Source organism: Nostoc sp. MG11 (assembly GCF_014904695.1).
In the GTDB taxonomy this organism is placed as follows: Bacteria; Cyanobacteriota; Cyanobacteriia; order Cyanobacteriales; family Nostocaceae; genus Komarekiella.
In genome coordinates, this window is sequence record NZ_JACXXN010000007.1 from 89650 (window position 1) to 107192 (window position 17543).

Consider the following 17543-nt stretch of genomic DNA (forward strand, 5'->3'; position numbering starts at 1 on the left):
ATACTGCTCAATACTTAATCTTTTTAATCTCATCACAAAGCTGCTTGTCGCTCTCGGTGACTTTGCTATTATTTTTGAGGTAGTCATTTACCTGAGAGCAACCTTTTCTCATTTGAATATCTAAATCTGAATCTAAATCCAAGATTTGTGTTTGTGTTTTGTCAAGATTCCAAAATCTGGCAGTTGTATCACTACCAGCCGAAACAAGTTGTTTACCATCCGCTCGGAAATCTACGCTCCAAACCCAATCATCATGTCCTTGGAAAGTATGCAATAAGCTACCGTCTATTTTCCAAAGTTTGACGGTCTTATCAAAACTAGCAGAGGCAATTTGCTTGCCATCCTTGCTGAATTTGACACCAATAACTCTTTCCTGATGACTTATAAGGGTTTTATCAGGTTTGATAATTCTATTTGGTGTTTGACATAAAGTATTATCCAGTTGCCAAAGTTTGATGGTTTTGTCATCACTAGCAGTAGCAATCATCTTACCGTTGGGACTGAAACTAATACCATTGACTTCATCTTCATGTCCCTGTAGGGTTGCACATAAAGTGCCATCTAGTTTCCAAATTTTTGCAGTATGGTCATCACTGGCTGTGGCAATTATCTTACCGTTTGGGCTAAAACTGATATCCACAACGCGATCGCGATGACCCCTGAAAGTTCTAATTTCCTTGCCATCTCGACTCCACAATTTAGCAGTTTTATCAGCGCTAGCGGTAGCAATCATCTCACCGTCTGGACTGAAACTAGCATAAAATACCTGATCTCGATGTCCCTTGAGTGTTGAAATCTCCTTGCCATCTAGTTTCCATAGTTTAGCGGTGTTATCGATACTAGCAGTGGCAATTATCTTGCCGTTTGGACTGAAACTAGTACCATAAACCCCGCCGGTGTGGTTAAAGGTTCTTAACAACTGACCATCTAGTGTCCAAAGTTTAGCGGTTCCATCCTCGCTGGCAGTAGTAATCATTTTGGCGCTTGGGCTAAAACTTACACTCCGAATTGCACTACTGTGTGCCTGAATTGGCAGCGAATTGCCGTCAATTGCCCAAAGTTTTACGGTGTTGTCAGCGCCACCGGAGGCAACAATTTTACCATTTGGACTGAAACCGACGCTAGTAATGCGATCGCTTTGCCCATTAATTGTTATACGCAAAGTTCCATCTGGGTTCCACAGTTTTATCGTTCTGTCCCAACTTGCAGTAGCAATAGTCTTACCATTAGGGCTAAAACTCACGCCAAAGACCCTATCTGTGTGTCCTCGCAGAGTTGTCCGCAAAGTTCCATTTAAGTTCCAGATTTTGACTGTGTTATCCCAACTAGCAGTAGCAATGGTTTTACCGTTGGGGCTGAAGCTGATGTTATAAACCTTGTCAGTATGACCGTTGAGATTTTGAATTTCCTTGCCATCGAGATTTAGAAGTCTTACCTTGTTGTCATCAGTAGCGATCGCTATGATCTGATATTTAGGGCTGAAACTTATAGAATTAACCGTATTACTGTATTTCTTGAAGATTTTGCGATCGCCATTATTTACGTTCCACAGTAATACCTGCTTTTCACTGGCGCTAGCAAGGATTTTACAGTCTGGACTGAAACTTACTCTTAGAACATTATCATCGTGTTTCAGGGTTTTACGTAAACTGCTATCTAGGTTCCAAAGTTTAACAGTTTTATTTAAACTAGCAGTTGCAAACATCTTGCCCTGAGAACAGAAACTAACATCATGAACTTTATCATCGTGTTGCAGGGTTTTACGCAAACTGCCATCTAGGTTCCAAAGTTTAACAGTTTTATCCAAACTAGCAGTGGCAATAGTTTTTCCATCTGGGCTGAAGCTGACACCATAAATCCAGTTGGTGTGTCCTTGCAAGCGGTTGAATTCTTTTACATTATCAACAGCTTGTTGCAACGCCTGTACAACTTGCTTTTTTAATTCCAGGTTTGCCTCTACTGCTTGCTTGAGTTTTTTCCCTGCCTTTAAACCATATATCAACGCATCAAATTTCTGACCTGCTATTGAAAGCTTTTCTGAGGAAACGGTGAGGGCATTAATCTCATTGATAATTGCTTGTCGCCTCTGAATTTCTGCTTGCCACCATCCGAATCCCAATGCTCCTGTCACAATCAAACTCACTGCCGCACTGCCAGCCAGAATTAGCCTCTTATTCTGCCTTTTCAAGCGTTCTTGCTTTTTCTGCTGCTTCTGTCGTAGTGCCAGACTAGCTGTTATGTATTCCTGCTCTAGCGTCAATTCATCTGGGCGCTTTTGTAACCATTCTTTAGCATTAGCTAGAGGTTTACCCCGTAACAATGCATCTTCATCTCGACCACTTTTATCCCACTGCTGGATTGTTGCCCGGAGGTCTTGTTGCCAGGTATGGAAATCGCGGTCTAGTTCAATCCACTGGCGTAGTCGTCCCCATTTCTGAATTAAAGCCTCATGGACAATCTCGACAGTTTCTTTGCCTGTCGCTTCATCGCACCCTGTAACTACCAAACGCTCCGAAGCAAGACGCGTCACTAAATCCCAGTTTTCATCTCCGACTTCCGCACGAGTCGCCAAACGCCGCGTGTCCTCTGTTCCTTCACCAAGATGCACCAACTGAATTAAAATCCGTCGTGTGCGTTCTTTGTCCTCTGGATTGAGTTTGTCATATACCTGTTCGGCGTAACCAGCCACAGCAGCTTCTACACCATTAATCTGATTGTAAGCCGTATGAGTTAACAGGATATCTGTTTGTTTTTCCCATAACTGAGTCAGGGTAAACTCCAATAAGGGTAGATTCCCTGCTTGGTGAGTCACTGCGCTGATAATGCGTTCAGTTAGTCCAGACTCTAGTGTTACGCCAAACAAAGCCGCTGGCTGTTCGATCGCAGCTTGTAGTTCTTGATGATTCATTGGGCCCAATTTCAGATCACGATACTGTAAAGCATCGGCAAAGGGGCGGTAAGCAAGAGCTTGTCCTAAAAAATCTGCCCTGAGAGTGATAACGAGACTTAAATTAGATGAAATTTTGATTGCTGACAACAGCCTATCTAAGAAAATCTGGCAATCTTGGAGGTTGGGAGACAGGGTGTAAAGTTCTTCAAACTGGTCTACGACTAGCAACAGCTTACTGCTAGGGTTTTTTCTGACTATATCTTCTACTACATCCCGTAAGGCATTGTCTTCTTGCTGTAAATCAGTAACCAAATTTCTGATTTCCTGTCGCCGTGCTCTGCCACTCATTTGAGGTTCTAGCTGATTTAGGAGTGCGTTTGCAAGGGCATGAAAAGGTCTGGAGCTTGGTCGAAAAGGAACTATCAGCCAGTTACCGATTTTTCGCAGACGAGGAATAAGACCAGCAAATACGACTGAAGATTTACCACTACCACTTGAACCAATAACCGCAACCAAGGATTGTTTTTGCACGGCTTCCAAAAGTTTATTTGTGAAAGCTTCCCGTCCAAAAAAGAATTGTGCATCTTTCTCTTGAAAAGCAAATAAACCGCGATACGGACATGTATCAGTATGACGTCGCCCCAACTCTGACCAAGTATACGGCACAGTCGCAGGATTTTGAAAAATCACTGGCAACCAACTGGCACAGGGAAATTGGTATTCTAAACCTTGTAGCTTTTCTCGTGCTACCCTTTCTGCCAGGTATAAGGACTGACCGCCAGCGAATGCCGGGAGAAAATATGTGAGAAATGCCTGCGCCACTTGATCCGGTACTGGCTCTCGCATGACAATGATTTGGGGTATGTGCAACTGTTGCAAATCAAACGCCAATCCCATGCCATCGCAAGAGTTGAATATTGCTAGTTGCATTCCTTTATTAACAGCTTTTTGCAAGGCATACTCAAGTTCAGGAATGGTTAAGCTTTTATCGGTCTGATTAAGGTAAATTAGCCCCTTCTTATCCTCTGTCCGACTATGACCGGCAAAAAACAGGATATCCCAAGTCTGCTCCCATAGCTGGTCATTGATTTCTTGGCGTTGCGGCTCCACTAAGAAGATGGTTTCTGCATCTGGTAAATTTTCTAGTAACTGGCGATCGCGTTGAACATTAATACCAGTACTATTGCCCAAAATTGCTAAGATTCTGACTTTATTTCGCAGAGTAGGCGTTTTCGCTCTTGCTGTTGATTTAGCATCTGGCGCACTTAAAGCAACTTCCGCAAGTGGGTTTTGATCAACTAAATTCCATAAATGCCAGGGAAGTTTCAACAAAAGCTGATTTGCAGTGCGAATTAATACTCGCACCTCATCTTTCATTAATTGTTTGAGCCATTGGTCTCGAATCGGACGAAAGGATTCTGATAAAAGCCAGTTGTTTAGATGCTGCCGCAGTTTATCACTTGCTTTTTGGCAGTCTGTGCGCCATTGGTGAATCGAGCTATCATAAATGACTTTGCCCGGTTGGATGCGGTTAGGGTTTCCAAGGCTGCGGTAGTTTGATTGCCACTGGTCAATCGCTGTAGCTAGATCTAGGTTTGGGGGTAATTTCCCAGTGGTTTCTGTATTAGGGCGATTATCCTCTTCTCCAATCGTCAGGATTGTCCGCACTCCCTGCTCTAAATCCCCATCCAGTCTCAGGACAGCTACTTTCTTCATAGCAGTACCTAACACGCTTATTTTGGTATTGCATAGTTGATCATAGGATGATTGGCTCCAGTTAATAATTGTTTATTTATCAGCCATTTTTCTAAATGACAAAATTATCTATGACGCTAGTATTGTCTAGTGCCAGCTTAATGCTGAAACGTTCTCCCGGTTCACCACTAAAGTGAAATTGTATATTCTGATTTGTACCTTTAGCGATCGCTTGCATGACAGCGACCCCCTGTTCATTTAAAACCATTATTTGCAGATTCTCTGTTAGATACATTTGACCATTTGTTGGGCATACCTCTACCATAATGTTGATCGCCTGCTCATCTTCTGGAGTAAGTGTAAGCACGAGAACTACTGATTGCTGCGTCAGTTGAGTCCCTAAATTAATCAGCTTACCTCTTCTAACAAAAGGTTCTATTGTACGTCTTATGCTGACAGATGGAATTGCTGTCGGCTCTAAAAAAGCTGCAATTTCCTTCCAGGTAGCCTCAAATAATCCTTCTAACCAATTACTCAACTTCACTGCTGTATTATTAGGTGAAGCAGTATGAGCAGTTAAGGCGGCTTGTCGGATTTGATAAAGATAATCTGGAAACTCAGCAAGCGATCGCATTTGATTAAGAGGTATCTCTGCTAATGGTGTTTGAGTAAATCCCAACAGCGTAGCTTGTTTCAGCGATGGACTTAGCTGGACAGCTACATAGCCAATTCGGTCAGACCAGCTTTCTGGGGGAATCTTACAGACTTGTGCATCTGGTAGCACTGGACGACATTCTAATTTGCCTAAATGTTTAACCAATAAATCAGCCACATCCATAAATTTTAAGCAAACAGGATTGTGACTATCACTCTGCTCTAAATCTGTCTCAAATCCCAAGCAACGGATATAAAAATCAACTGCATATAACGCTAAAGTATTAAGATAAACCTGTTTAGCTTTTTGAGGATTAGAATGCCAGCTACGAAACTTTTGTGCAAGCGAATGTGCCTCAAAAGATAACGGTACTGTAAAAATTAAAGGTTTGGCAGTTTGGCTCATCGTCGTCTCTCTATATGCTTCTCTAATTATTCCTATAAATATTTCTTGAAATAAGGCATGAGTTTCTGCAATCGGCGATTGAAAAAACTACAAAGTGTTTGAACTGAGATTCCTAAGTTAGCGGCGATTTCTGTCCAAGTTCTGTCTTCAACAAATTTTGCTAAAGCTAAATCCTGAAAAGTAACTTCGGAATTATTTCTTAGTCGTTCATTCTTGAGCAAGTTTTCTGGATCATCCTCTAGAAAATGTCGGAGCAATTCGTCATCAGAACGCTGATCCTCTAATGGTATGCACTGTTCTAAATCATCCAAAAATAGAAAACAAGTTATTTGCTCTTTCTCAGATTTGGGAATATAGGTTATTCCTTGTTTTTTATAGTCATTGACAACATCAATAAAGCGGTTTTTCAAAAGAAAATTAACCCATGCCATGACTTGATGTTCTGAGTTGTAGTAATCAATATTTTGACAGATTTCCAGTAAAGTTTTCTGGAGTGCCTCGTTATAAAGGTCTTCGTAAAGATTAAGCAGCCATGAATCTCTTTGAGGATGACGCAGCCGATTTGATTGTAAAATTTCACTGACCAATTTTTGTAAAGCTCGCTGCCTTTGAGGACTCTGAGGTGGGTGTTGTTGAGCTTCTTCTACTAGCCGTTGAAGTAACTGATCAAAGTCATCGCCTGATAAAGCACTCTCAAAACCCTCATTCATTATCTAAGTCTCCTTGTTCCTCCAGTTTTAATTCACCATTGGGGTAAAGTTTAAAACCAATTTTTTCAAAAAAGACAAACTAGGTTGTGTTGCCTTTTGATTTAGATTGTTTCCTCCGTAGTATGAAGTTTGCTTTGAGTATTTCTATTGACGGTTCGGTTGTGGTAGTGCAGAATTCTGCAATTTGTTACAAAAGTTCATGCAAAACTACTGGAAGAGATAGGCGATGTGTTTTAGACAAAGTTGGGAACGTATAAAATTAGCAATGCAATAGCAATGCAGACCGATGCAATAACAATGCAGGTCGATAACCACAGATAAACACCGATAAATTATCTGTGTTTATCGGTGTACCCTGTCTTGAAAAGTTCAGAATTTTTAGTAGTGGCGTGGCAAGGCTAAAATGTTGCAAAAAAATTGTAGCGTTGGGTTGAACGTACCTCTGCGAGGAAGCAAGCTATGCGTAGCGTCCCGTAGGGAAGTGAAACCCAACCCCAATATCCATGTTGAGTTTCGCGTTGCTCAACCCAACCTACATCTTGAAAAGTTCAGAATTTTTAGTAGTATTGGGGCGATCGCTTTTGGGTTAATCAGAGAATGATTTTAATAGTAGCTGCCTGATTTACGATGTTCTAGAGCAGTTACACCATCATTTTCTAATACTTCTCCTTTATCGACTACAGCATAAATTAACCATCTATCACCACATTCAAGTTGATTTGTTACCGTACATTCTAAATAAGCTAATGCCTCATTTAGAATCAGACAACCATTAACAGCAGTTTGTGTGGAAAGATTGGCAAAGGGATTATCTCCTAAAGTACTTTGACGAGAAAAATAACGCCGGATATTTCTGCCTTCTTTGAGGATATTCAGTACAAATTTATCACCGGGATGACGCATTAAATCTGCATTCTGCTCTTTAGCAATGGCAATCATGATCCCTGGTGGGTTAAAAGTTGCCTGAGATACCCAAGAGGTCAAAACCCCTTTGTGGGTTTCTTCATCACGAGTTGTGACAACGCACAAAGAACCAATGATTCGCCCTACTGCTTGTTCAGTACGATCTACTTGGGTTTCTGTCACTACTTGGCGGGGAGTACGCAGTTTTTTGGTTTTCTTCAAGTTTTGGGCAAAGGAAGCGCCTGCTTCTTGACACTGCTGTAAAATTTCAGGAGTTGGGCTAAAGCGGACTCGGATTGTTTCAAACCCTAAACGATAATTGGCATCTTTGAGTTTGCTTTCTAATACATCAATTGCCTCTCCACTCCAACCGTAGGAACCAAACACCCCTGCTAACTTCGTTTTAGCTGCTGATGAGAGGGCTATTCCTAAAGCGGTTTGAATTTGAGTCGGTGCATGACCGCCTAAAGTAGGTGAGCCGATAATAAATCCATCGCAAGCTTCTACAATGCGGGTAATCTCTGTAGAATCTGCTAGTTCACAGTTGATCGATTCTACATTGACTCCATTTTCAATCAAACCTTGAGCGATCGCATGAGCCAAAGTTGCAGTATTCCCATAAGCAGAAGCATAGAGTAAAGCGACACTCAACTCTTGAGATTTTTGCCCTTGACACCATTGACGGTAATCATAAGTAAAACGGCTGAGGCTATAACGCACAACTGGGCCATGAGCCGGAGCATAACATTTTGCTCCAAAAACCGAAAATTTTTCTAAAGCAACTTCAACTTGTTTTGCTTGGGGCGCATGGAGACAGTCAAAATAATAGTGACGTTCCACATCTAACGCCTTCCAGTCTTCATCAAATAGGGTATCTTCACAAATATGAGCGCCAAAAAACTTGTCTGTGTAAAGAATTTTGGTGATGGGATCATAGGTACAAAGTCCATCTGCCCACCGAGGAGTTGGTACAGTAATAAATGATAGATGATGTCCCTGTCCTAAATCTAAAGTATCTTCACGCACGGATTGAATGCGTGATTCCCATTGAGGAAAGGCGGTTTTTAAGGCATTGGCTGCGGGGCGAGAACAAATTAAAGTAACTTGAGTAGCTTGAGAAAGCAGCACTTTCAAAGTTGCTCTGCGGTTGGGGTTGACATGACCAAGAATGATGTAATCTAGGGTGTTGAAATCTAGATGTTGCGCGAGTTGCTCAAGGTAAATTTCGGTAAAAGATTCACCGGGAGGATCAATTAAGGCTTTTTTATCACCTTGGATTAAATAAGAATTTGCTGTAGTTCCCCGTTGACGGGAATACTCAACCTCAAATTTTAGGCGTTCCCAAGTCCGCGATCGCAAGATTAGGGTATCTTTACCAATTTCCGCAACCTGTACATCTCTCTTACGGTTAGGCGTTAATGTAGCAACAGACACAGTAAACCTCTCTAAATATTGGGGATTGTGGATTAGCGATTGGGGAAAGCGGTAAGGGGGAAAGGGAAAGACTATCCCCTTACCCTTTTCCCTTTTTAAGAGTCTTCAGTCTCTATTCCCGGCCATTGGTTTGGGCTAATTCTGATTTGATGCGATTTTTGTAACGTTTAGATAGTTCTTGTTCAGGATCAATGCCATCAAAGGTGGGGGGTAGCCAAACTCGGAGTATCAGTAGTACTCCCAGAACTAATAAGAAAGCACAAGTTGCTAAAACTTGACTCCAACTTGTTTCTAGAACACCTTTAACGATGACTTCTCGCAAAGCCGAAACAATGGAAACTTCAACAGCTACCCCAATAGATACTCGATGTTCCTGTAGATAAATAATCAGCAGTCGGAATAACTCAACTAAGATGAGTAAAAACAGAATATCGGCGGTAACAGCATGAAAATCTAAAGGGGGAAGTAGAGAGAGAAACATATCTCTCACCTGAAGCACCATGAAGCTAAATAAACCGATACACAAAGAAATTACAATCACATCTTGAATAAATTCCAAGGTTCGCACGACGCGCCCCCGATTGATTTCGTACATAGTAATTGGGGTATTCTCAGCAGCCTTGTACATAGGGAATGAGGTGAAAGGTTAAAGGTTAAAAGGTGAAAATAACTAATTTCTGCTTTGTGCCTTCTAGAGCATCGATTCAGTAATCGTAAAAACCCGATTTATTTTCGGTAAAATGACAAATTATCGTCGACTTTAGAGACGTTGCAATGCAACATCTCTACGAAATAATTGGTGTTCTAGCTCCTCAATAATGATTGCCAATTTTGCGATGATGGACGGCGGTAAGTGCATTTACTTTGGCAATTCGTCCGGTTTGGACTGTGCTGTAAATGACCCAATGATCTCCGCAATCCATGCGGCTAGTAATTTCACATTCCATATAAGCCAGAGCTTCTGCTAAAATGGGAGATTCATTAGTAGCAGGATATGTTTTCACTCCAGCAAAACGATCCGCGCCAGGAGCGAAACGCTTGAGAAAATGTTTCATTAATCCTTGATAGTTTCCTTCTTCTAAAACGTTTAAAACAAAGCGATCGCCAACATGCATAAAAGATTCAATTGCTCGCTCTTTAGCTACTGCGATCGCTACTCCTAAAGGATTAAGGCTTGCTTGTGTCACCCAAGAAGCAAACATTGCGCTCTGAATCTCTCCTTTTTTGGCTGTGATAATATACAATCCCGTGCTAATACGTCCTAGGGATTTTTCTAGATCTGTATTGATGGATTTGATTTGTTTGATTGTGCGATCGCGGGTCAACCATTGACCTATATCTGTCCCCGCTTCATCACAAAGTTGTTCGGTTGCTTGTGTTGGATTTTCTTTAACTAAAATAGGGGGAAATGCTTCAATTAATCCCAATTCTTGAAACTTATTTCGTAAGGGATAAAGCGGTTCATCTTCTCCCCCTCCCGACTCTAATAAACCAATTGCTTGTTTATTATGAGCAGCAGCTAAGATGGTACTCAAGGCAGCTTGAGCCATTACCGAAAATTGGGATGGCATTGCAATAATTAAACCAGAAGCTTGTGCGACTAACTCTCGAATTTCTTGAGGCTCGGCGCTATTTAAATCTACTAATTCTACTGCTACACCTGTTTTTGTGCATCCATGTGCCGTGGTACGTACTAAATGCTCACTAAATCCGTAATCTTCAACGTAAAATAATGCTACTAATGTCTCTGTTTTCGCTTGTTCTAGACTCCAGCTTTTATACCGTCCAAGCCATTCTGGAATATAGTGTTGCAGTAAGGGGCCATGTCCCGTTGCAACTGTTCCTATTTCTAAGTTTTCAATTCGCTTTAGAGCAGCCAAGACAGACCGCGCATTCGGCCCCATGAGACAATCATAATAATATGCAAAATCCTCTTCTATTGAGTTGAGATTTTCATCATAGGTATGGTCATCACAGTAATGCATCCCAAACACATCACAGGTGTAGAGAGTGCAAGTTTTGTGATCATAAGTAAAGATTGTGTCAGGCCAATGTAAGTTCGGTGCAGAGATAAATTCTAATGCGTGTCCATTACCTAAATCTAAACGTTCTCCACTTTTCACTTGTATAGATTTAAATGGTTGATGAACCATATTTTCTAGAAATTGAATAGCTACCTTAGCACCAACAACGGTAATTGAGGGAGCTAATTGTAAAATATCTTTCACTAAGCCACTGTGATCGGGTTCTGTGTGACTAATAATCAAGTATTCTATTTTAGTTGGATCAATCAATCCCGCAAGTATCTCAAGATATAAATGCTCAAACTTGCGGTGCGAAGTGTCAACTAAGGCAACTTTTTCTCCCTGAATTAAGAAAGAATTATAAGTTGTCCCATTCCGTAAACCAAATTCGATATCAAAACGTTCTCTATCCCAGTCGAGACAGCGAATAGCAGTAGTTTGGGGAGCAATTTCAACAGTTTCAATCGTCAAACGTCCTGGATTGGGAAGAACTTGAGTCGGCTGTGTGAGTGCAACCATTTGTTTTTTCCAAAAAGATATTATCTAGAGCGAGTGTTCTTTTTATAATTACCTGAATTCCTAGATTAGTAAAATGCCAATTCCTAAGGCTATTCATTAGAAATATTTATTGTTTATTCTGATAGAATCACCATTGAAATTACTCAATGTTTATCATTACTTTTCTCCTCAAGAATAAACGCGAGAAAATATAACTTTCAAGTTAGATTATTTACCCATGTCGTCAATGTTTCTTCTTCCTCATATACAGCAGATTAAGAGTGCGATCGCCCACCGCGCTAATGTTGATTTATATGTGCTGCGCCTCGATCTCATACATCCGTGGGTTAACGGCAACAAGTGGTTTAAGCTGAAGTACAACCTATTGGAAGCCAAACAAAAAAATTTCACAACGCTGCTTACTTTCGGAGGTGCTTATTCTAACCACATCTATGCAACTGCGGCGGCTGGGAATCTTTTCGGTTTTCGCACCATTGGCGTAATTCGTGGGGAGGAAAGGCTACCGCTAAACCCCACGCTGCGTTTTGCTGTAGAACAGGGTATGCAGCTTGTGTATCTCAACCGCGAGACGTATCGCCAGCGGCACACAACAGCGCTACAAGAATATCTGCGCCAACGCTTTGGTGAAGTGTTTATCGTTCCCGAAGGTGGCTGCAATCTGAACGGTGTGCGCGGTTGCACAGAGATAATTGACACAGCAGAATTTGATACTATATGCGTAGCTTGTGGTACTGCTACCACACTTGCTGGGATTGCACTATCGTTGCATGAAGGACAGCAAGCGATCGCTTTTCCCGTACTCAAAAATGGGGCATTTCTTGCACAAGAAATCGACAACCTGTTGACAAATTATCTCGCTTCTGGTCTACCTGCGCCAACTAAGCCAGGCCCTTGGGAACTGGTATGTGACTTCCACTTCGGCGGCTATGCAAAGGTGAACGACGAGTTGCTAAGGTTTACTCAACAGTTCAAAGAAGCGCACGGTATACCTCTCGATTACGTATATACTGCCAAAATGTTTTATGGGGTGATGAATTTGCTACAGCAAGGATTTTTTTCTCAAAGCGATCGCCTGCTGTTAGTACACACTGGCGGCTTGCAAGGCAATGCCGGCATGGAAGCGCGGTTGCAAACAGTTTCTAGTATCTGAGTTGCCGCTTAGCTAAATATCAGTTAACTTTGTATAGAATTTTACTAACTTTAGCGAAGTTCTCTACTCAAATCTGATATTTACTCAAAATTAAGTAAGGTTAATTCAATGTCTACATATACTGATCGCATTCAGCCAACTAATTCTGCCATTGCTACCTATTTAGATAATCTCTTAGCTAGGAAGTATCAAGTCCCAACTTTTCAAAGAGATGTTGTCTGGGAGAAAGAAAATGTTAAAAAACTATGGGATAGTATTTATAAATTTTATCCTTTAGGAAGCATATTGATTTGGAAAACTAGTACGAAGCTTGAAAGCCATAGAGAAATAGGAGGTATTAAGCTTGCTAATAATTTTTCCTCTGGTGAGTACCAATATATTTTAGATGGACAACAAAGGACAACTGCCCTTTTAACATCAATATATGGCGGAAAGATTGTTGACAAGGAAAACTTTGATCCAACGCTGTATATAGACTTAACTATTGAATTTACTGATGCCACCGATGACACAAGCTATACAAAAAGATTTTTATTTTGGGATGAAATTGATGATCGTAATAGTCAAAATAAAGGAAATCACAGTAAGAAGAAACGTTATGAAGAAAAACTAATTGTCAAGTTAGAAGATATTAAAAATCATTACAGTACTGTAGAAAAAAACCTGTATCAAAGTGGTTATGGTGACTACGATCATCCCTACAGACAACAGCTAGCAAAGTGTAAAGAAGTTTTTGATAATTACAGAATTTCCTTTATTGAATTACGAGGTATTGAAGTTGCAGAAGTCTGCCAAATATTTGAGCGGATTAATCAAGCTGGCAAACCATTATATATCTTTGATATTGTAGTTGCTAAAACTTTTCGTATTGAAGATGAAGAGAATAATATTCCTGGTTTTTATCTTCGTGAACTAATTAATAATTTTAGAGAGTCTATTGCTAGTAGTCAATATGCAAACATTGATGATTGGACATTACTCCAAATGCTAACTGTAGTAGTCAAAATTACATTGCCTGATGCAGGAATACAAAATATTACTGACAGATATCTTAATGAACTAAAAACAGAGCATATTGAAGCTGTATGGTTAGATTTTCAAACAGCGATTACTAAGACTTTCGACTTTTTTGATAATTGTTTACATATCAAGGGACCAAGGTTAATTCCTTATCGATATTTATATTTGACCGTAACAGCATATTTTTATCGTAATAGTAAACCAGACTATAGTTTTTTAGAAAAGTATTTTTGGTATTACAGCTTTCACAATGAAGATTTACTAACAAACACTACTCATCTTTGGCAACATATAGACTTTGTTAATCAACAAAAGTCTCAAAATACGTACTCATTCAATCAATTTGAAATAGATAAAAATCGGTTAAGAAAATCTTTATACAGTTATAGAGGTCGTTTATCCAGAGCAATACTATCACTTTATGCAAACCATCAGCCGCAAGATTGGGCGAAACCCTATAGGTACGTTTTATCTGATGTTTATTACTTACTTACAGATAAACCTAGCTTACACCATATATTTCCAGTTAACTTTCTCAAAAAAAGTGGCATTGCTAATCAAATAGAATCAGATAGCTTAATGAATATTGCTTATTTGTCTCAAATAACTAATTTAAAAATTAGTGATAAAAATCCATTAGATTATCTAAAAGAATATGACGAGCCTAATTTAGAGGCAGTACTACGCTCCCATCTTATACCTACTACTATTCTTGAATGGTCAAGAGCCAATGCACTTCCTGAAAAAGCTCTCAACGTTTTTGTTGAGGAAAGAATCAACCTCTTATTAGAGGCTTTAAAGCAGAAATTAGATGGAATTAAATTTAATGTTTTTGATTTGGGTGATCGCATAGATAATGTCCATTTCTAAATAATTACTTATTTTGTTGATATAGTTTATCTAAACTGCGATCGCTATCCACAATATAGCAATCTTAAATTATTCGTGAACATCCAGATACCCGACTTATCAAAAAAGTCGGGTATCTGGACAATTGATTAATTGATAATAGTGCAACTTAAGATAACTACTGTATTTTCAAGCTCCTTTTTTTGAACTTCGACAACAGTAAATACAAAAGTCCTGCTACTATCAACGATGCTGAAAAAGTAGGTTCTGGAACAGGTTGACTATTATGCCCAGGCTGATAAATTGTATTTCCCTGGTTTGGGTTGAGGGATGCTAAAAGCCGCTTAATATCGGTAGATATATTTCCGCCATTAATGTTAGTACCTTTAGAAAGAATGAGTCGGTTAAACGTTTGGGCGTCTGATACTTCAAGATTTCCTGTTAACCCAACAAAATCTTTACCTATTCTGCCTATGAGAGAGTTAATTAGGTTGTCAACATCATCTCTCACCCCTTGTGGAAACGACTCTAAACCAGCAATTGTTGTGTTGTCATCATCTACTATCCAGTTGCCATTACCAACGATTTTATTACCACTAGTAAAGATCCAATTGCCATTACCAATTACTGTGTTATTATCGCCAAAATCCCAGTTGCCGTTGCCGATGGTTGCGTTATCACTGCCGAATTGCCAATTACCATTACCTAGGGTAGCGTTGTTACTTCCGTCGTCCCAATACCAGTTGCCGTTACCAAGGGTTGCGTTGTCTTTTCCGAATAGCCAATTGCCATTACCTATAGTTGCATTGTTCTTATTAAAGTTCCAGTTACCATTGCCTATAGTTGCGCTATCACTACCATAGTTTGAGTTGAAATTCCCTATAGTTGCGTTGCCACTACCAAAGTTCCTATTACCATTACCAACGGGTGCGTTGCTTGCATTAAAGGGCGGGCTACCGGCATTGGCAACAGGTTTACCACTGCTACCAGTATTGGAATTGTTACCGCTAAAGGGTATGTTATCACCAATAACTTCTCTCAACGGCTCGAATGGCGATCGCTGAGGCAGACTGCCAGCACCAGCAAACGGGTTGCTACCACCGCCAGAAATGGGAGGGTTGCCTCCGCTTGCGAAAGCTTTATTGGTATTCTTGAAAAAGTCTTCACCTAGAACTAGCTTCAAGCGATTAGAAACTAATTGCTGAAGCTTACTGCCAGCATCACCTGCAAACGGGTTAATACCGCCACCTGGAATGTTACTGCTATTTGTACCAGAGGTATTGCCAGTGCCACCTAAAAAGTCTAAACTCTCGAAAGGCGATCGCGAAGGCAAATTACCACCAGATGAGGGATTACCCCCACCATTCATCGAGTTACTAGTAGACGTTTTCATCAGCAATAACTATCCTATTTTTAATTCAATAATTTACCAAAACAGAGAAATATCGAAAAAGGCAACTTTGAAATTTAATTCATAATATTAGTATTCATTTGTTTTTTTTCTTTAAGTAGATAGGTATAATTAAATATAAAAACATTTTAGCTCTTAGTGAGCGATTCATCGCTCAAAACAAGGATGATCAGGACTAAAGTCCTTACTACAAACTTTAATTAATTTACATATAGCTACTTAATATATTTTTTTAATAGCTAAATATAATGACTTGATTGCATGAAAGGTTGTATTAAAATGATTCACACATTAGTTTTGATGACAGTAATAAAACTGTCATCAACTTATAGTAAAAACGAACTTAAAAATCCAAATTTTTACTCATGGATATCGTTATAATCTGACTAAGCAAATGGATTGCCGCCACCGCCTGCGAACGGATTATCGCCACCGCCTGCAATAGGATTGCTACCGCCTGCAAACGGATTGCTACCACCTGCGAACGGATTATCGCCACCGCCTGCAATAGGATTGCTGCCACCTGCAAACGGATTGCTACCACCTGCGAACGGATTGCTACCACCAGATGAATTACCACCACTAGCAGCCCAAGGGTTAGTACCACCAGTGAACACGCTGCCCTCAGCACGCGGATTGCCAAGGTTAGCAAAGGGATTACCGCCATACGGTGCATCACCGCTATTTGGGTTGCTACCAGTACCAAACGGGTTATCACCACCACCACCAACAGCGCTGCTAAAACCCTTGAGGATGGTGTCTGAATCTACACCTGGAATGTCAAACAAGACACCAAAGGGTGATCGCCGAAGCAGCTCACTAGGATCATTAGTAGAAGAGTTGCCACTACCAGCATTAATAGAATCTGCCATCAGGATTAATCCTCCTATTGTTAAAGTACGAATCTTGTTAACTTGACAACATTAGATAGACAGAGCTAAGCCTAATTCGTAACTTTCTTACTGTTTTCTTGTTGCCAGAGCTAGTTAATAGCTCTTGGGTTATTAAGGTAGCTTTGTTACCTTATGGAAAGTAGATAGTCAGTTTGTAATCAATGCTACTCACACTTAACAATTTAGGTAATTTAATCTCTAACGGCAATGAAAATTATGTTGATATATTTATCAGTTCTTTAGATATTTGTAAAACACAAGTGAGAAAAATTGACTAAGATTATTTGTATTAAAAATATTATCTGATTCTACGTATGACATTGCAATGACAAATATTTTGATATATTTGTCAATTCTTTAGATCTCGGAAAATAAATAGATTCCCGACTTATCAAATAAGTCGGGAATCTTAAGCTTAGTCGGAAATCTAAGCCTAAAAAATTTGATTTTATTCAGATTTACTAATAAGTTTATGTCTTTCTGCTAACCAGGTAAATAAGACAATACCACATAAATCAGCGGCTAAGTCAACTAAATCAAAGCTGCGATGAGGCGTAAATAATTGAATTGTTTCGTCAATTATACAAAAAAATACCACAATTAGCGGTGCAAGTGGCAGAGAAATATTTAAGAATTGAACCTTGCGTTTATTTAAGGCCAGATGACTTAAGTAAGCAGCGATTCCTAATAACAGGAAATGCAAGATTGTATCGTAATAGGGAAATTGTGATAATTCGGATGGTATGACTTTTAGGTAGGCGGATATAGAAATTGACATTAAAATCCCAAAGTAAACCCAAAATGCAAAAACCCAACGCTGATTAAATTTCATTTTGATGATTTTAAAAGATGTTTATGACTACAAATACAACAAAGAGCATTCCGTAATTGGGAATGCTCTATTTTAGTAAAATCTGTTAAGACAATGTGAATTTGAATTGAAATTTATAATTTTAGGACTTACGCACTGAAGCCTGAAACCTAG

Annotated in this window: 12 protein-coding genes; 3 read left to right on the forward strand and 9 right to left on the reverse strand. The window is 39.8% G+C overall.

Annotated elements, in window-relative coordinates; translation table 11 throughout:
- Nucleotides 1–7: 7 nt before the first annotated feature.
- From HCR01_RS13055 to HCR01_RS13065, 3 genes are all read right to left on the reverse strand, one after another.
- Nucleotides 8–4606 carry a CHAT domain-containing protein gene (locus HCR01_RS13055; protein WP_193196597.1) on the reverse strand — a complete coding sequence of 1533 codons (4599 nt, stop codon included), beginning with the start codon at nt 4604–4606 and terminating at the stop codon, nt 8–10.
- Nucleotides 4607–4697: 91 nt separating this feature from the next.
- The gene (locus HCR01_RS13060) at nt 4698–5645 is read right to left on the reverse strand and encodes a DUF1822 family protein (protein ID WP_193196598.1); all 948 of its coding nucleotides are present in this window, start codon (nt 5643–5645) and stop codon (nt 4698–4700) included.
- 32 nt (nt 5646–5677) lie between these two features.
- Entirely contained in the window at nt 5678–6355 is a 678-nt protein-coding gene (locus tag HCR01_RS13065; protein WP_193196599.1) for a sigma-70 family RNA polymerase sigma factor, read from the reverse strand.
- Between the two features lie 403 nt (nt 6356–6758).
- On the opposite strand from HCR01_RS13065, the gene HCR01_RS13070 reads away from it, so the two are divergent.
- The gene (locus HCR01_RS13070; RefSeq protein WP_193196600.1) at nt 6759–6956 is read left to right on the forward strand and encodes a hypothetical protein; all 198 of its coding nucleotides are present in this window, start codon (nt 6759–6761) and stop codon (nt 6954–6956) included.
- Nucleotides 6957–6958: 2 nt separating this feature from the next.
- Here the strand turns inward: HCR01_RS13070 and HCR01_RS13075 are convergent, their stop codons facing one another.
- The 3 genes from HCR01_RS13075 to HCR01_RS13085 form a co-directional block, all read right to left on the reverse strand.
- A complete protein-coding gene (locus HCR01_RS13075) occupies nt 6959–8692 on the reverse strand; it encodes a diflavin flavoprotein (RefSeq protein WP_193196601.1) in 1734 nt (577 codons plus the stop codon).
- A 112-nt stretch (nt 8693–8804) separates the two neighbouring features.
- Entirely contained in the window at nt 8805–9320 is a 516-nt protein-coding gene (locus tag HCR01_RS13080; RefSeq protein ID WP_193196602.1) for a phosphate-starvation-inducible PsiE family protein, read from the reverse strand.
- A 184-nt stretch (nt 9321–9504) separates the two neighbouring features.
- A complete protein-coding gene (locus HCR01_RS13085) occupies nt 9505–11235 on the reverse strand; it encodes a diflavin flavoprotein (protein WP_193196603.1) in 1731 nt (576 codons plus the stop codon).
- Nucleotides 11236–11452: 217 nt separating this feature from the next.
- On the opposite strand from HCR01_RS13085, the gene HCR01_RS13090 reads away from it, so the two are divergent.
- Together HCR01_RS13090 and HCR01_RS13095 are read left to right on the forward strand one after the other, a co-directional pair.
- Entirely contained in the window at nt 11453–12385 is a 933-nt protein-coding gene (locus tag HCR01_RS13090) for a 1-aminocyclopropane-1-carboxylate deaminase/D-cysteine desulfhydrase (RefSeq protein WP_193196604.1), read from the forward strand.
- A gap of 108 nt (nt 12386–12493) precedes the next feature.
- On the forward strand, nt 12494–14275 hold the full coding sequence (locus HCR01_RS13095) for a DUF262 domain-containing protein (RefSeq protein ID WP_193196605.1): 1782 nt from the start codon (nt 12494–12496) through the stop codon (nt 14273–14275).
- A 157-nt stretch (nt 14276–14432) separates the two neighbouring features.
- Here HCR01_RS13095 and HCR01_RS13100 read toward each other — a convergent pair whose 3' ends face one another.
- The 3 genes from HCR01_RS13100 to HCR01_RS13110 all read right to left on the reverse strand — a co-directional run bounded on the left by HCR01_RS13100 (nt 14433) and on the right by HCR01_RS13110 (nt 17390).
- The gene (locus HCR01_RS13100; RefSeq protein WP_193196606.1) at nt 14433–15647 is read right to left on the reverse strand and encodes a hypothetical protein; all 1215 of its coding nucleotides are present in this window, start codon (nt 15645–15647) and stop codon (nt 14433–14435) included.
- Between the two features lie 404 nt (nt 15648–16051).
- Nucleotides 16052–16537, reverse strand: coding sequence for a hypothetical protein (locus HCR01_RS13105; RefSeq protein ID WP_193196607.1), 486 nt, complete (start codon nt 16535–16537; stop codon nt 16052–16054).
- Between the two features lie 469 nt (nt 16538–17006).
- Complete coding sequence (locus HCR01_RS13110; RefSeq protein ID WP_193196608.1) at nt 17007–17390, reverse strand: VanZ family protein; 384 nt, start codon at nt 17388–17390, stop codon at nt 17007–17009.
- Between the last annotated feature and the right edge of the window lie 153 nt (nt 17391–17543).

Excerpts from the sequence above, each read along its gene's own strand:
- HCR01_RS13055 (WP_193196597.1), bottom strand. The coding sequence starts at position 4,606 with ATGAAGAAAGTAGCTGTCCTGAGACTGGATGGGGATTTAGAGCAGGGA.
- HCR01_RS13060 (WP_193196598.1), bottom strand. The coding sequence starts at position 5,645 with ATGAGCCAAACTGCCAAACCTTTAATTTTTACAGTACCGTTATCTTTT.
- HCR01_RS13065 (WP_193196599.1), bottom strand. The coding sequence starts at position 6,355 with ATGAATGAGGGTTTTGAGAGTGCTTTATCAGGCGATGACTTTGATCAG.
- HCR01_RS13070 (WP_193196600.1), top strand. The coding sequence starts at position 6,759 with ATGTTGCAAAAAAATTGTAGCGTTGGGTTGAACGTACCTCTGCGAGGA.
- HCR01_RS13080 (WP_193196602.1), bottom strand. The coding sequence starts at position 9,320 with ATGTACAAGGCTGCTGAGAATACCCCAATTACTATGTACGAAATCAAT.
- HCR01_RS13085 (WP_193196603.1), bottom strand. The coding sequence starts at position 11,235 with ATGGTTGCACTCACACAGCCGACTCAAGTTCTTCCCAATCCAGGACGT.
- HCR01_RS13090 (WP_193196604.1), top strand. The coding sequence starts at position 11,453 with ATGTCGTCAATGTTTCTTCTTCCTCATATACAGCAGATTAAGAGTGCG.
- HCR01_RS13095 (WP_193196605.1), top strand. The coding sequence starts at position 12,494 with ATGTCTACATATACTGATCGCATTCAGCCAACTAATTCTGCCATTGCT.
- HCR01_RS13100 (WP_193196606.1), bottom strand. The coding sequence starts at position 15,647 with ATGAAAACGTCTACTAGTAACTCGATGAATGGTGGGGGTAATCCCTCA.
- HCR01_RS13105 (WP_193196607.1), bottom strand. The coding sequence starts at position 16,537 with ATGGCAGATTCTATTAATGCTGGTAGTGGCAACTCTTCTACTAATGAT.
- HCR01_RS13110 (WP_193196608.1), bottom strand. The coding sequence starts at position 17,390 with ATGAAATTTAATCAGCGTTGGGTTTTTGCATTTTGGGTTTACTTTGGG.